This window comes from Exiguobacterium flavidum, from assembly GCF_003344535.1.
GTDB lineage: Bacteria > Bacillota > Bacilli > Exiguobacteriales > Exiguobacteriaceae > Exiguobacterium_A > Exiguobacterium_A flavidum.
In genome coordinates, this window is the sequence record NZ_QPKS01000019.1 from 1 (window position 1) to 13366 (window position 13366).

Sequence of the window (13366 nt, forward strand, 5' to 3'; positions counted from 1 at the left end):
GGGACGAAGGTCACGATTTCACACTGCCAAGAAAAGCCTCTAGCGAGGTGGAAGGCGCCAGTACCGTAAACCGACACAGGTAGGCGAGATGAGAATTCTAAGACGCGCGGGATAACTCTCGTTAAGGAACTCGGCAAAATGGTCCCGTAACTTCGGGAGAAGGGACGCTCCGCCTCAGGCGGAGCCGCAGTGAATAGGCCCAAACGACTGTTTAGCAAAAACACAGGTCTCTGCTAAATCGCAAGATGACGTATAGGGGCTGACGCCTGCCCGGTGCTGGAAGGTTAAGGGGATGGGTCAGCGCAAGCGAAGCTCTGAACCGAAGCCCCAGTAAACGGCGGCCGTAACTATAACGGTCCTAAGGTAGCGAAATTCCTTGTCGGGTAAGTTCCGACCCGCACGAAAGGCGTAACGATTTGGGCACTGTCTCAACGAGAGACCCGGTGAAATCATAGTACCTGTGAAGATGCAGGTTACCCGCGACAGGACGGAAAGACCCCATGGAGCTTTACTACAGCCTGATATTGGGGCTTTGTGCATGATGTACAGGATAGGCGGGAGACGTCGAGCCCGGAGCGCCAGCTTCGGAGGAGTCACCCTTGGGATACCGCCCTTCATGCATAGAGTCTCTAACTCGCAGCCGTGATCCGGCTGGAGGACCGTGTCAGGCGGGTAGTTTGACTGGGGCGGTCGCCTCCTAAACAGTAACGGAGGCGCCCAAAGGTTCCCTCAGAATGGTTGGAAATCATTCGAAGAGCGCAAAGGCAGAAGGGAGCTTGACTGCGAGACCTACAAGTCGAGCAGGGACGAAAGTCGGGCTTAGTGATCCGGTGGTTCCGCATGGAAGGGCCATCGCTCAACGGATAAAAGCTACCCTGGGGATAACAGGCTGATCTCCCCCAAGAGTCCACATCGACGGGGAGGTTTGGCACCTCGATGTCGGCTCATCGCATCCTGGGGCTGGAGTAGGTCCCAAGGGTTGGGCTGTTCGCCCATTAAAGCGGTACGCGAGCTGGGTTCAGAACGTCGTGAGACAGTTCGGTCCCTATCCGTCGTGGGCGCAGGAAATTTGAGGAGAGCTGTCCTTAGTACGAGAGGACCGGGATGGACGCACCGCTGGTGTACCAGTTGTTCCGCCAGGAGCATCGCTGGGTAGCTACGTGCGGACGGGATAAGTGCTGAAAGCATCTAAGCATGAAGCCCCCTCCGAGATGAGATTTCCCTTTGAGCAATCAAGAAAGACCCCTCAGAGACGATGAGGTAGATAGGTCACGGGTGGAAGCATGGCGACATGCGGAGCTGAGTGATACTAATCGGTCGAGGCTTTGATCTAATCGATGTTTGTTGATGGCTTCAGTTTTGAGGGCGCGAGCCCGATCGTCTGGTGGCGATGGCCAGGTGGCCACACCCGTTCCCATGCCGAACACGGAAGTTAAGCACCTGAGCGCCGAAAGTAGTTGGGGGTTTCCCCCTGTGAGGATAGGACGCTGCCAGGCAATATGAAGCCGACCCATTCGGGTCGGTTTTTTTGTGTTATGTGAAACTTCTGATTGTTCTGATTATAGCTAGGGTCATTGACACCCTTCTACTCGCTTGTTACCATAACAACAATTATCTTTTTTAAATAAGAAAGCGAGTGGATGAAGATGTGGGAGAATAAATTTGCAAAAGAAGGCTTGACGTTCGATGATGTATTGCTCGTACCAAGACGTTCAAGCGTGTTGCCACGAGACGTCGATCTCTCGACAACGCTCTGTGAAGGAATCACGCTCAACATTCCACTCATCAGTGCAGGGATGGACACGGTGACGGAAGCTCCGATGGCTATCGCCATGGCAAGACAGGGTGGCCTTGGGGTCATCCATAAAAACATGTCGATGGAAGAGCAGGCTGAGCATGTCGACCGCGTCAAACGTTCGGAGAACGGTGTCATCACGAACCCGTTCTACCTGACTCCAGAACGCCAAGTGTACGACGCTGAGTACTTGATGAGCAAATATCGCATATCGGGTGTCCCAATCGTCAACAACGAACAGGAACGAAAGCTTGTCGGTATTTTGACGAATCGGGACCTTCGCTTCGTCAAGGATTACTCGACAGTCATCGAAACAGTCATGACCTCTGACAATCTCATCACGGCTCAAGTCGGAACTTCCCTCGAACAGGCTGAAAAAATTCTCCATGAACATCGCATCGAAAAACTCCCACTCGTTGACGGGAATGGCGTGCTGAAAGGCTTGATCACGACGAAGGATATCGAGAAGGTCGAGCAATATCCTCATGCTGCAAAAGATCAATACGGTCGTCTGCTCGTAGCAGCCGCAGTCGGCGTCACGAAAGATGCATCAATGCGTGCGAAATTCCTCGTGGATGCCGGTGTCGATGCACTTGTCGTCGATACGGCGCACGGGCACTCGGAAGGGGTTCTTGCGAAAGTCCGCGAACTTCGAGAAGAATATCCGAGCCTCGCTATCATCGCTGGTAACGTTGCGACGGCCGAAGCAACACGTGACTTGATCGAAGCGGGAGCGTCAGTCGTCAAAGTCGGAATCGGTCCGGGTTCAATCTGTACGACACGTGTCGTAGCCGGTGTCGGTGTACCGCAAATCACTGCTGTCTATGACTGTGCGACGGAAGCACGCAAGTACGGTGTCTCGATCATCGCTGACGGCGGCATCAAGTATTCAGGTGACATCGTCAAGGCGCTCGCTGCCGGAGGACATGCCGTCATGCTCGGCAGTCTGCTCGCCGGTGTCGAAGAGAGTCCTGGTGAGATGGAAATCTATCAAGGCCGTCAGTTCAAGACCTACCGGGGCATGGGCTCTGAAGCATCAATGAAGCGTGGCAGTCAGGATCGCTACTTCCAAGAGGCTGATAAGAAGTTCGTACCAGAAGGAATCGAAGGGCGTGTCGCGTACCGTGGTAAGCTCGGTGACTCTGTCTATCAGTTGACGGGTGGTATCCGCTCAGGTATGGGTTACTGTGGTGCGGCATCGCTCCAGGAACTCCGTGAAGAAACGCAGTTCATCCGCATGACAGGCGCAGGACTCCAGGAGAGTCATCCGCACGACGTCCAAATCACGAAGGAATCACCAAACTATACACGCTAAAACGTAAAACGCTGTTCCCGAGAAGGCGCAGTGTTTGCTGAATACAGAGAAGCTCCTGTTCCGTAGAAATGAACAGGAGCTTCTTTCTGTTTAGGTGAGGGGAGATCAATGAAGTTTCCATGCTTTGAGGAGGAGGTAGATCCCGGAAGACAGCTCCTCTTCTGACAGACTGGCGAATCCGAGGACGATTTGCGGCAACTGATCCGGAAGAGTATTCCTCGAGTACTGTGAAAGTCCATAAACGTCTATTGAGACGCGCCGCGCCGATTCGATCAGCTCCTCTTCTGTCATCCCGTTCGCGATGGTCAGGAGGACGTGCAGGCCCGTACTGTCTCCACTGACCGCGATGGAAGGAGCGGCTGGACGCAAGAGGCTGGTTAGCAACTCGAGTTTACGACGGTAGATCTTACGCATCCGGTTGAGGTGCTTCTCGAAATCAACCTTCATGAACCGGGCCAGGATGTGTTGGTCGATACGGGATACGCTGGAGGTATGATAGGAGAATTCTTGTTGATATTGCTTCAGCAACGCTTTCGGCAATACCATGTATCCGATCCGCAAAGAAGGCATGAGGGATTTTGAGAACGTGCTCAAGTAAATGACCTTATCCGCCCCCATGCTGTGAAGCGAAGGAATCGGTTTTCCACTGTAGCGGAACTCGCTGTCGTAATCATCCTCGATGATGTAGCGTGACGAATCAGTACCTGCCCAGTTGAGAAGCTGACGTCTGCGGTTGATCGAAAGGATGCTGCCCGTCGGAAATTGATGGGCAGGGGTGACGTACATCAACTCTGCGTTTGAGGACTCGAGCTGCCTGACGACGATGCCGTTCACATCGACCGGAATCGGGACGGTCTTGCGCCCGTGACTTTCGACGATGGAGCGGACCGAGTGGTACCCTGGATCCTCGACTCCGTAATAACGGTGCTCCTTGAGCAGCAAGACGAGCAAAGGGAGCAGTTGTTCCACCCCGGAGCCGACGATGATTTGTTCAGTGGAACAAATGACGCCGCGCGAGTGATAGAGATAGGTCGCGATCTCCTCACGAAGGACCAGATCACCTTGCGGATGACCGAGCGAGACGAGCTCCTGATGGCTGTCGTCGATGATGTCTTTCGCATGTTTCCGGAAGCGTGAGAATGGAAAAGAAGAGGCGTCGACGAGGCTTGGGTGGAAGTCATAGGCGACGGACTCCGTTTCTTCTGCGGTCGTGTGCAGTTCGCCTTCTTCTTTTTTGATGTACGCGAGTTCCTCGTACGCCATGACGAAAAAGCCTTTTCGCGGCAAGGACTCGACGTACCCTTCAGCGACGAGTTGCTGATAGGCAAGCTCGATCGTCGTTTGGCTGAGTGAGAGGAATTGCCCGAGTTTACGTTTTGACGGAAGCTTTGCGCCGTAAGGGAGGCGACCCTCGATGATCTCCTGGCGAATTTGATGATAGAGTTGCTCATATAGCGGGCGTTCGTCTTCGCGGACGAGTTGGAAAGAAAGCATGTCCATGTTGTTCCTCCTCTAAACTGATCACTTCATTTTAATACAAATTTCTCATCCTCAACCAGTCAGTCCTCAGAGTGGAAGTTTATAGCGCGATTCTATGATAAAATTGATTCAACATATCGCGTAAAGGAGAGAGCCATGAGACGTATATCCATCTTAGTGCTGATCATGACCCTGATTTTTCCGGTGCGACAGATGCACGCGGAAGAACGGCCAAAGATCACTGCAGGTTCCTATATTCTCGCCGACGCGCTGACAGGAAAGATCCTTCTGCAGGAACAAGCGGACCTCGCGCTTCCGCCAGCCTCGATGACGAAGTTGATGACCCTCTATCTCGTCAGACAGAGAGTCGAGCAAAAGCACTTGAAGTGGGATCAAGTCGTAAAGCCGAGCGCAAAGGTGTTGAAGCTTGCGAAACAGGAAGGGGTAGCGAGAATCCCGGTCCGCGATACGACCTACACGATCAAAGAGCTCTATGAGGCCGCGATGATCAAATCAGCCAATGACGCTGCGCTCTTTCTGGCGGAAGTCGTCGATGGCTCGGAGCAGCGTTTCGTCGAACGGATGAATGAGCAAGCCGTTCGTTTCGGGATGGAGGATTCTGAATTTGCCAACGCCTCCGGACTCGATGCCGTGGATGCGAGCATACCGGGCGCGAACCTGATGACTGCGACCGATCTTGCCGTCCTCGTCATTCGTTACATACAGGACTATCCGGACGTGCTTGACGTGACAAGCAAGGCGAAGGTTACGATCAAAGGGGAAGTGCTCTATTCGTCGAATAAGATGCTTGGAAAAATGGAGCATGCCTACTCCGGAATGAAGGGCATGAAGACGGGGACGACGAACTTGGCCGGGTATTGCTTCGCAGCCGTCGCGACGCGCGGGAACGCGACATATGTCTCGGTCGTCATGCGGACGAAGTCAGATGAGGCGCGATTCGCGGAGACGCGGAAGTTGCTCGACTATGCATTTCGCACTTACGAGTCGCTGACGTTCTTCGCGAAGGGTGAACGGATCCAGGAGAAGCTCCAAGTAAGAGGGGCGGAGCGCTCGAAGGTCGATGTCGTGACGACTGATTCACTCGTAGTGACCGTGCGGGCGACGGGAAATCCAGTCCAAGCGGTCTATGAGCTGAAAGGTAGGCAGGCCCCGGTCAAGGCCGGAGAAACCGTAGGGGAAGTTCGGATAGAGGATGACGGGCTCTACTTGCCCGGTCATGAGTCTCCGCATTCCGCTCTCCTCACTCCCGAGCAGACGGCGTTAGCTCCATGGCATGTGCGCCTTTTCCGGGCGATCGCCGCTTGGTCTGCTGCGCTTGAGACAGCCATCCGTCAACCAATACTTGTCAATCTTCCGCTTGATGGTGTAAAGTAGAGCTAATCTCATAACGATGCGATGACCGGAGTAAGTAGAGATGAGTCATTCCTGTAAAGAGAGCTGGTGGATGGTGCGAACTAGCCAGGAATCCGTCTTGAATCGAACCGGAAGCACACCTTGCGAACAAGGTGCGGGCACGCCCGTTACAGCGTTTCAAGTTGGCCAATTTTTTTGGCAATGAGGGTGGCAACGCGGATCCAGACGATTCGTCCCTCTCCGAACGAGTTTCGGAGAGCGACGTGTCGTCTTTTTTCATTTACAAAGGAGGAATCATTCATGCTAGACATCAAACGATTGCGTCAGGATTTTGATGCGATTCAGGAAAAACTTGCACACCGCGGAGAAGACCTCGGCGACATGAACCGTTTCATCGTACTCGATGAAAAACGCCGTGAGCTCATCGCCCGCGTCGAGGAACTGAAGGCGGAGCGGAACGACGCGACGAAGAAAATCGCTGAACTCAAACGCAACAAGGAGAACGCTGACGAGGCGATCACTTCGATGCGGGCCGTCGGAGACGAGATCAAGAAGCTCGATGACGAACTGCGTGCTGTCGAAGAAGAGCTGAACCAGCTGCTTCTTGGCATCCCGAACATCCCGCACGATAGCGTGCCGATCGGCTCGACTGAAGACGATAACGTCGTCATCCGCGAAAACGGAGAGAAGCCTGCCTTCGCTTTCGAGGCCGTCCCCCACTGGGATCTGATGGAGCGCTTGAACATCGTAGACGTCGAGCGTGCCGGGAAGGTGACAGGCAGCCGTTTCGTCTTCTATAAAGGACTCGGAGCTAGGCTCGAGCGTGCCTTGATCAACTTCATGATGGATCTCCATCAAGACAAGCACGGTTACACGGAGGTTCTTCCGCCGCTCATGGTCAACCGCGAATCGATGACAGGGACAGGGCAGCTTCCGAAGTTCGAGGAAGATGCATTCAAAATCGAAGAGACGAACTTCTTCCTCGTTCCGACGGCTGAAGTCCCTGTGACGAACATGCACCGGGATGAGATCCTCGGCGCGGATCAGCTCCCGATTGCCTACGCAGCATACAGCCAGTGCTTCCGCTCAGAAGCAGGGTCTGCCGGACGCGATACGCGCGGTCTGATCCGTCAGCACCAGTTCAATAAGGTCGAGCTCGTCCGCTTCGTCAAGCCGGAGGAATCATACGAGCAACTCGAGCTGCTGACAGGACAAGCGGAAGAGGTGCTCAAACAGCTTGAGCTTCCATATCAAGTGCTCAGCATGTGTACGGCGGATCTCGGCTTCACGGCTGCGAAGAAGTACGACATCGAGGTCTGGATGCCGGCGCAAGGGATGTACCGGGAGATCTCTTCTTGCTCGAACTTCGAAGATTTCCAAGCGCGCCGGGCGCAAATCCGTTTCCGCCGGGAGGCGAACGCAAAACCTGAGTTCGTCCATACGTTGAATGGATCAGGCCTTGCAGTCGGACGGACGGTCGCTGCGATTCTTGAGAACTATCAGCAAGAAGATGGAACAGTTGTTATTCCGAAAGTACTTCGCCCGTATATGGGTGGCGCTGAGGTCATTCGATAAGACAAGAACGAGGGGCGTTTACGCCCCTTTTCTTTTATTTAAAAGTTTTTTTAGAAAAGGGGTTTACAACGAAAAAAAGAGATGCTATTATAATTTATGTCAGGAAGGCAAGCGGTTAAACGCTCGCCCGATCATAAGTACGGAGGCGTACTCAAGTGGTTTAAGAGAACGGTCTTGAAAACCGTCAGGCGGCGAAAGCCGTGCGTGGGTTCGAATCCCACCGCCTCCTCCATTCTTTTTTTTTACCTAAAATTTCACTTAATCGTGGAGTCGTACCCAAGGCCGGCTGAAGGGGACGGACTCGAAATCCGTTAGGGGTCGCAAGGCTCGCGTGGGTTCGAATCCCACCGACTCCGCTACAGAGAGCATCTCGCTTATGAGATGCTCTTTTTTCATGTCCATTCGGACGAAAAAAGACCAGCGTGAGCTGGTCTTGAAATTCATCGTGTATTCGCGACACGTGCGACTTCGAGCTGCTTGCTGATCTTCGAGAGGATTCGTTCGATCGACTCCGGCTCGTTGAGCAGGTCGTACTCATCGATCGAGAGACGAAGGACCGGACAGATCGTGAACTCGTTGATCCAGTTCGTATAGCGCTCGTACATCTCTTCCCAGTAGCTGATCGGTGTCTGTTGCTCCATCTCGCGACCGCGGAGGCGGATGCGATCGAGCACCTGGTCGAATGAACCTTCCAGATAGATCAACAGGTCAGGGTGAGGGAAGAACGGGGTCATGACCATCGCGTCGAACAGACTCGAGTATGTCTCGTAGTCGGTCGGCGACATCGTGCCCTTCTCGAAGTGCATCTTCGCGAAGATGCCTGTATCCTCATAGATGGAGCGATCCTGGATGAAGCCGCCGCCATATTGGAAGATTTTCTTTTGTTCCTTGAAGCGCTCGGCAAGGAAGTAGATTTGAAGGTGGAAGCTCCAACGCTCGAAATCGTGGTAGAATTTATCGAGATACGGGTTCGTGTCGACCTTCTCGAGCGACGTGCGGAATCCGAGTGAATCTGCCAGGCCGTTCGTGATCGTCGATTTTCCGATCCCGACCATTCCACCGATCGTGATGACTGCATCGGCAGGAATGTTGAATTTTTCGCGTAAGTTCGAGTTCATGCGTGGTTCGCTCCTTCATATAATTCGTTGCGGATTTTATTGAGGACGAAATCAAGGTCCTCCGGACGTTTTACGAAGTCGATTTGGTCCCCGTCAAAACGGATGACCTTCACTTCGGGATGTTTCGCTTGGAATTCTGTGACGAACGTCTCGTAATCCGCTGCGAGCCGTTCGAGATAGTCACGTGACATGTTCTCTTCGACTTCGCGTCCGCGGAGTGCGACGCGTTTCATCAATGTATCGATGCTGGCGTTCAAATAGATGACCGCATCTGGTTTTGGCATATCCGTCGTCAAAATCGAGTAGATCTGCTCATACTTTTCGATGTGTTCCGTCTTCAGGGAACGATGGGCAAAAATCAAGTTCTTGAAAATATGGTAGTCTGCGACGACCGAACGGCGTTGACTGAGATAGTGGCGTTCGATATCGTCTAATTGTTTGAATCGATTGCAAAGGAAGAACATCTCCGTTTGGAAACTCCATTCTTCGATGTCTTCATAGAACTTCCCAAGAAAGGGATTTTCTTCGACGATTTCGCGCAACATGGAAAATGAGAAATGATGACTGATCGCATTGGCCAGTGAGGTTTTGCCAACGCCGATCGGTCCTTCGACCGTTATGAACATAATCAATTACCCTCCGTTCGACAAAGTGCAATTTATATTCTAGCACACAAAACGGACCCCTGCCGAAGATTACAAAAGAGATTTTTTTTGAAGGAAGGAAGACGAGAGATGGAGCGAAACGAACGATATATGCGCCTCGCGATCGAAGAGGCGAAGAAGGCGGAACGGATCGGGGAAGTGCCGATCGGTTGCGTTATCGTCAAGGATGATCAAGTCATCGCGAGTGGGTACAATCACCGTGAGACCGATCAGCAGGCGACGGCGCATGCTGAGCTGATTGCGATCGAGGAGGCCTGCAAGAAGCTTGAGAACTGGCGTCTCGAAGGGTGCGAGCTGTTCGTGACACTCGAGCCTTGTCCGATGTGTGCCGGTGCGATCATGCTCTCGCGGATCGAACATGTAGTGTACGGTGCGAACGATCCGAAAGGCGGGTGTTGCGGGACGCTGATGAACCTCGTCCAGGATGAACGGTTCAATCATGTCTCCCGTCTGACGAGCGGAGTACTCGAAGAAGAGTGCGGGGAGATGCTGACGTCCTTCTTCCGTGACCTGCGGGCGGAAAAGAAGGCACGCAAGCAGGCGATGGCTTGCGCTGAACAGGATGAAACAGTATAATGAAAAAGCACTCGAGAGGGTGCCACTAAAAACGATATACCATTTGCCGTACTAGGTGGGGAGGTAGCGGTGCCCTGTAACTCGCAATCCGCTATAGCGAGACTGAACTCCATATCGAGGGATACGATTGGTATGGTCTGCCTTACGTAAGTAGCGTTGACGTTTGAGTCCTGCGCAACAGATACCCATGAATCAGGTCAGGTCCGGAAGGAAGCAGCCTTAAGTGGTGCTCTCTGTGTGCCGCGGGAGTGCTTGGACTGAGCAGGCTGCGTAAGTAACGCATGTTGAACGTATTTCAGAATATGGTGTGCGGCAGTTTAATTTACAAAACAAGTCTACAGCCGTTTCGGTTGTAGACTTTTTTAGGTAAAATAGAGCAAGGAATCAACGAAAAAGAGGAGGCACGGATTTGGCCTATCAAGCATTATACCGGGTATACCGTCCCCAGCGCTTCGACGAGGTAGTCGGTCAGGAACACATCACGCGGACGATCCAGAACGCATTGATGGAGAAGCGGATGTCGCACGCCTACCTGTTCTCGGGTCCGCGCGGGACGGGAAAGACCAGTCTCGCGAAAATCATCGCGAAGGCGATCAACTGTGAGCACGCGCCTGTCAAAGAGCCATGCAATACGTGTCCGACATGCATCGCGATCACGGAAGGGTCAAGTCCTGACGTTTTTGAAATCGATGCGGCCTCGAATAACGGTGTCGACGAGATACGTGAAATCAGGGACAAAGTGAAATATCCGCCGAGCCAGGCAGCATACAAGGTCTATATCATCGATGAGGTGCATATGCTTTCAACGGGAGCGTTCAATGCGTTGCTTAAGACGCTCGAGGAACCTCCGGCGCATGCTATCTTCATCCTGGCGACGACGGAACCTCATAAAATCCCGGCGACGATCATCTCGCGCTGTCAGCGTTTCGATGTGAAGCGCCATGAAGTCGACCAACTCGTCGAACGGATGGCATTCATTCTATCTGACCAAGCAATCGGATATTCCGACACTGCGCTTCGTCTGATCGCCCGTGCGGCTGACGGTGGGATGCGCGATGCGCTGAGTCTCCTCGATCAAGCTGTCGCTTTCTCGGGAGGCGACTTGACGGATGAGGCGGTACTTGAAGTGACAGGTGCGGTAGAGGATGAGGCGCTCCTTTCGATAGCGGAAGCGCTCGCGGCGCATCAGGTCGATACGTTGCTTGAGACGCTTGAGGCGATGCAACGGACCGGTAAGGATTTGAAACGATTCGTCGAGGATCTCGTCTACTTCTATCGTGATACGCTCCTGCTCAAGGCATCGCCATCTGCTGTCGATCTTCTTGAAAGGGCCCAGCCGACAGAGGCGTTCAAACGCTTCGTTGAGGCAATCACACCGGAATCCTGCTTTCACGTGATCGAGCAGCTGAATGAGTGTCAACAACAGATGCGTCTGACGAACCATCCGAAGGTTTTGATCGAGATCGCATTCATTCGAATCGCCGATCAAGGGCGGACGACCGGGGAAATCGTTCAGTCACTCCAGCAAGAGGTCCGGGAGTTGAAGGAACAAATGCACGCTCTGAAAACTTCCGGAGCGGCACAGGCGCCAGAGCAGACGAAGCGTGAAGCTGCCAAGCCGAGGAAGGCAGCCCGGACGATCCGGGTTCCGAAAGATCGGATTCGCCAGATGCTCGAGCGTGCTGAGAAGGCGCAACTTGAAGAAATACGTAATCGCTGGGATCAAGTTCTCAGCCTTGTTCGCTCGGAGCATGGACCGGTCTATACACTCATCCACGAGTGCAGTCCGGTTCTCTGCTCGAAGGATGCGCTCCTTGTCGAGTTCAAGGATGAGATGAGCTGGCATGTCGGCGAATTCATGTCGAAAGATCGGGAACGCTTCTTGATTGAGGAATCGATGTTTGAAGTGACCGGAGTCAAACGGGAGATTCTTCCGATCCTCCACTCGGAGTGGGAAGTGCTCAAGCAAGAGTTTTTGGCGAAGCGAAATAGTAGTACTATAGAAGAGAAGGCGACTGGCGAGGTGGACGAAAAGGAGCAGGCACGCGAAACTGCGCTTGGGCTTTTCGGAGACATCGTCGAGTTCGAGGATTGATACTGACTTACATTCAATTAAGGAGGAACTATCATGCGAGGTATGGGTAACATGAACAATATGATGAAACAAATGCAAAAGATGCAAAAAGAGATGGCGAAGGCTCAGGAAGAGTTGAAGGATCTTACGGTGACCGGGACTGCTGGCGGCGGAATGGTGTCTATCGTAGCTGATGGTCATAAGAACATCGTAGACGTCATCATCAAGGAAGAAGTCATCGATCCGGATGATGTCGACATGATTCAAGACTTGGTCCTCGCAGCGACGAACGACGCGCTTAAGAAAGTAGATGAGCTCGTCTCGGAGAAGATGGGACGCTTCACACAAGGAATGAACGTACCGGGAATGTTTTAAGGCGTAGGAGGAGACAGTGTGCAATATCCTGAAGCGATCGGCCGTCTAATAGAGAGTTTTACAAAGTTGCCGGGAATCGGTCCGAAGACGGCAGTGCGTCTCGCATTCCACGTGCTCGATATGGAAGAAGATGATGTCTTGATGTTCGGGAAGGCGCTCGTCAGTGCGAAGCGGGATGTCTCGTATTGCAGCGTGTGCGGGAACATCACGGACAAGGATCCGTGTTATGTCTGTGAAGACAAGCATAGGGACCGGACAGTTGTCTGTGTCGTTCAAGATTCAAGAGATGTCATCGCGATGGAAAAGATGCGGGATTACCAAGGTTTGTATCATGTGTTACATGGTGCAATCAGTCCAATGGAAGGAATCGGTCCTGAGGACATCAATGTCTCCGGTTTGCTGACTCGTCTGCAATCAGATGAAGCGATAACGGAAATCATCTTGGCGACTAACCCGAACATCGAAGGAGAAGCGACGGCGATGTATTTGTCACGCTTGTTGAAACCGACCGGCATTCGAGTCACGCGGATTGCTCACGGTCTTCCGGTCGGAGGGGACTTGGAGTATGCTGATGAAGTGACGCTCGCGCGTGCCATGGAGGGACGCAGAGAGTTATGATGTGGTTTCGAAAAAAAATCAGGTCCACGTATGACAAACAGCTGATCGAAGAGTTGATGAGGGCTAAAGAGACTTATCTGATGAAACGTCATCTCCTTGAAATCAGTTATGATGACACGGGTGATCTCGAGGCGCAGATGAAACTTGCAGAATCGATCTATTTCTTCTACATCAGTGAGGCGAAGAGGAGGAAGGTCTCTCTTCTCTCGGTTAGATGATTCCAAACTGCCAGGTGAGGCGAATTGCCTCACCTGGTTTTCCTTTTTAAAAGTTTTTGCAAAAAGGGTTGCATCATAAAAATTATAGTGATATATTAATACATGTCCTCAAGAGAAACACGACGACGCGAAAAGAAGAAAAACGATTTGAAAATAATCGTTGACTTGTTCGGAAGAACTTGTT

General features: G+C 52.6%; 11 protein-coding genes, 2 tRNA genes, 2 rRNA genes, 1 other RNA gene and 1 other annotated feature. Of the genes, 13 read left to right on the plus strand and 3 right to left on the minus strand.

Going from position 1 to position 13366, the window contains the following annotated elements:
• The 3 genes from DFG60_RS13420 to guaB form a co-directional block, all read left to right on the plus strand.
• Positions 1–1333, plus strand: a 23S ribosomal RNA gene (locus tag DFG60_RS13420); the annotation flags it as partial.
• Positions 1334–1380: 47 nt separating this feature from the next.
• Positions 1381–1496, plus strand: a 5S ribosomal RNA gene (gene rrf / locus DFG60_RS13425).
• A 150-nt stretch (positions 1497–1646) separates the two neighbouring features.
• A complete protein-coding gene (guaB, locus tag DFG60_RS13430; protein ID WP_114572292.1) occupies positions 1647–3110 on the plus strand; it encodes an IMP dehydrogenase in 1464 nt (487 codons plus the stop codon).
• Between the two features lie 105 nt (positions 3111–3215).
• On the opposite strand, the gene pdxR is transcribed toward guaB, so the two are convergent.
• Positions 3216–4610: a MocR-like pyridoxine biosynthesis transcription factor PdxR gene (gene pdxR / locus DFG60_RS13435; protein WP_114572282.1), complete on the minus strand. Its 1395-nt coding sequence runs from the start codon at positions 4608–4610 to the stop codon at positions 3216–3218.
• Between the two features lie 135 nt (positions 4611–4745).
• On the opposite strand from pdxR, the gene DFG60_RS13440 reads away from it, so the two are divergent.
• The 4 genes from DFG60_RS13440 to DFG60_RS13455 all read left to right on the plus strand — a co-directional run bounded on the left by DFG60_RS13440 (position 4746) and on the right by DFG60_RS13455 (position 7894).
• Entirely contained in the window at positions 4746–5984 is a 1239-nt protein-coding gene (locus tag DFG60_RS13440) for a D-alanyl-D-alanine carboxypeptidase family protein (protein ID WP_114572283.1), read from the plus strand.
• Between the two features lie 12 nt (positions 5985–5996).
• Positions 5997–6204 (plus strand) — a binding site (T-box leader).
• Positions 6205–6263: 59 nt separating this feature from the next.
• Entirely contained in the window at positions 6264–7538 is a 1275-nt protein-coding gene (gene serS, locus DFG60_RS13445) for a serine--tRNA ligase (RefSeq protein WP_114572284.1), read from the plus strand.
• 141 nt (positions 7539–7679) lie between these two features.
• Positions 7680–7770 (plus strand) — tRNA-Ser (locus tag DFG60_RS13450).
• A gap of 34 nt (positions 7771–7804) precedes the next feature.
• Positions 7805–7894 (plus strand) — tRNA-Ser (locus DFG60_RS13455).
• Positions 7895–7978: 84 nt separating this feature from the next.
• Here DFG60_RS13455 and DFG60_RS13460 read toward each other — a convergent pair.
• Positions 7979–8656, minus strand: coding sequence for a deoxynucleoside kinase (locus DFG60_RS13460; RefSeq protein WP_114572285.1), 678 nt, complete (start codon positions 8654–8656; stop codon positions 7979–7981).
• Positions 8653–9282 (minus strand): deoxynucleoside kinase, encoded by a 630-nt coding sequence (locus DFG60_RS13465; protein ID WP_114572286.1) that lies wholly within the window; start codon positions 9280–9282, stop codon positions 8653–8655. The genes DFG60_RS13460 and DFG60_RS13465 overlap by 4 nt, the downstream gene beginning before the upstream one ends.
• Before the next feature lie 108 nt (positions 9283–9390).
• On the opposite strand from DFG60_RS13465, the gene tadA reads away from it, so the two are divergent.
• The 6 genes from tadA (at position 9391) to DFG60_RS13495 (ending at position 13182) form a co-directional block, all read left to right on the plus strand.
• The gene (tadA, locus tag DFG60_RS13470; protein ID WP_114572287.1) at positions 9391–9897 is read left to right on the plus strand and encodes a tRNA adenosine(34) deaminase TadA; all 507 of its coding nucleotides are present in this window, start codon (positions 9391–9393) and stop codon (positions 9895–9897) included.
• A 46-nt stretch (positions 9898–9943) separates the two neighbouring features.
• Positions 9944–10210, plus strand: an RNA gene (gene ffs, locus DFG60_RS13475) — signal recognition particle sRNA large type.
• A 96-nt stretch (positions 10211–10306) separates the two neighbouring features.
• Positions 10307–11992, plus strand: a complete 1686-nt coding sequence (gene dnaX / locus DFG60_RS13480; RefSeq protein WP_114572288.1) for a DNA polymerase III subunit gamma/tau — start codon at positions 10307–10309, stop codon at positions 11990–11992.
• Between the two features lie 33 nt (positions 11993–12025).
• Positions 12026–12346 (plus strand): YbaB/EbfC family nucleoid-associated protein, encoded by a 321-nt coding sequence (locus DFG60_RS13485; RefSeq protein ID WP_114572289.1) that lies wholly within the window; start codon positions 12026–12028, stop codon positions 12344–12346.
• Positions 12347–12364: 18 nt separating this feature from the next.
• Positions 12365–12964 (plus strand): recombination mediator RecR, encoded by a 600-nt coding sequence (gene recR, locus DFG60_RS13490; RefSeq protein ID WP_114572290.1) that lies wholly within the window; start codon positions 12365–12367, stop codon positions 12962–12964.
• Positions 12964–13182, plus strand: a complete 219-nt coding sequence (locus DFG60_RS13495; protein WP_269801303.1) for a YaaL family protein — start codon at positions 12964–12966, stop codon at positions 13180–13182. The genes recR and DFG60_RS13495 overlap by 1 nt, the downstream gene beginning before the upstream one ends.
• The last annotated feature ends 184 nt before the right edge of the window (positions 13183–13366 follow it).